Source organism: Flavobacteriales bacterium (genome assembly GCA_013214975.1).
Lineage (GTDB): Bacteria > Bacteroidota > Bacteroidia > DT-38 > DT-38 > DT-38.
In genome coordinates this window covers 1-1,680 of the sequence record JABSPR010000117.1, presented here as the reverse complement: position 1 = coordinate 1,680, position 1,680 = coordinate 1, and the positions used below count along the sequence as shown (strand labels likewise).

Genomic DNA, 1,680 nt, shown 5'->3' with positions numbered 1-1,680 from the left:
AATGGTCTAACATCGTGTTGAGTTCATCAGAGGATAATGCTCTGCCAGTCTCTGTCCTTTTGCCAGCGACACGTTTGATGTCTTTGATTCGGTGGTAGTTCTCAATGGACATTAGATTTAAACGCCAGGCTTCTCTAGCAACACCTTTAATGGCGGCAAGGTAGGTGTTAATTGTATTAGGTGACTTTTTGTCTTCCAGTAAGTCATTCAGGAATTCGTAGACATCGGGGAAAGTCATCTTAGCCCAGCTAAAGGTTTCCACGGTTTCATCTTCGTCAAAAAAGAGTGCTGTATTACGTAATAATGAACGCATTCCCGTACGGCTTTGCTCAGAGCGCAAGGATGCTAAATAGACTTCGGCTGGATTATGATCGTATTTCATGTCGTTAGTATAGATTACTTATGATAATCTGTGTTATAAAAAGTAATAATAATTGATAAATGAGGCAAATGTCTGTCGCTAGACCCTAGCTTTTTTGCATGGTTTTCTATGCCAAGTTTTATCGTGTGTCTTATGGCGTAAAATTTAGGGACTTATTCTGGTAAATTAGTTGTTGTAAGTATTTATACTCATCGGTCCGTAGCGGGGTTTTCAATGCCATTAACTTAAGAGATATCTCTTTAAAAATTAGCCGGTTAGGTCTACTATATCCGGACAATAATCCTATATATAAAGGCAAAAATCGATGATTCAACAAAATTCTACTGATAATAGTTCAATATTTGGATACAAATTGTATGTAAAATAAACCATGTCATTTGCTCTCCTGATTTTATATCTCAACATCGCAGAAACGATAAAGACTTTACCCGAAAAAGGTCGCTTACTTTTCCTCGTCTCATCAGCTTTATGTTAAACATGGTCAACGGATCAATTCAAAGTGAATTATCTCGTTTATTTCAAGTTTTAGATGATAAATGCATTACATCCAATACCGTGACAGCAGCGGCTTTCTGTAAAGCGCGGAAGAAGATTTCTTTCAGTGCTTTCAAGGCCATTAATTCTTGCTTAATAGATGTTTTTTATAAGTCGTCTGTTTGTCGAACGTGGAAAGGTTTTAGATTGCTAGCTGTTGATGGCAGCATCGCAATACTGCCGGAAAGTAAAGAACTCTATGAGCATTTCGGTAGAGTTCACTTCGATGCAAAACATCCGGGAGCTCGACTTTCTCAACTCTACGATATTGGCAACCAGATTTCGGTGGATGTCCAAATTGCATCACCCAGAATAGGCGAAAGGGTTCTAGCGATGCAACATCTCGAATATGCTAATTCAAATGATCTGGTTTTATATGATAGAGGTTATCCCGCAACGTGGCTTTTCAATCTGCATATACAGAAAAAGGTAAACTTCGTGGCTCGGGCAACAGTCGATTCTAGCCATATTTTAAGGCATTTCCTAAGAAGCGGTGAACTAGAAACTCTCTACGAATTTCCACCCGCCATCGAAAAATCATTGAAAAAGTGTAAAGAGTATAACATAACGACCATGCCGATGGATTTACGCCTAATAAGGATAGAGCTTCCAAACGGAGCCGTTGAAATACTCATTACATCACTGCTCGATGATGACAAATACCCACACGAAGTTTTTAAAGAATTGTATCACCAGCGATGGTTTGTAGAAGAAGATTACAAGATAATGAAAAGTCGATTACAAATCGAAAACTTTTCTGGATT

The 1,680-nt window shown here is 38.4% G+C and carries 2 protein-coding genes; one reads left to right on the top strand and one right to left on the bottom strand.

Annotation, left to right across the window (positions count from 1 at the left end; all coding sequences use genetic code 11):
* Positions 1-382, bottom strand: a 382-nt coding sequence (locus HRT72_04500) for a site-specific integrase (protein ID NQY66967.1), incomplete at its 3' end; no start/stop codon positions are given.
* Between the two features lie 339 nt (positions 383-721).
* Here HRT72_04500 and HRT72_04495 point away from each other — a divergent pair.
* Positions 722-1,680: IS4 family transposase (locus HRT72_04495; GenBank protein NQY66966.1), on the top strand; the 959-nt coding region annotated here is incomplete at its 3' end.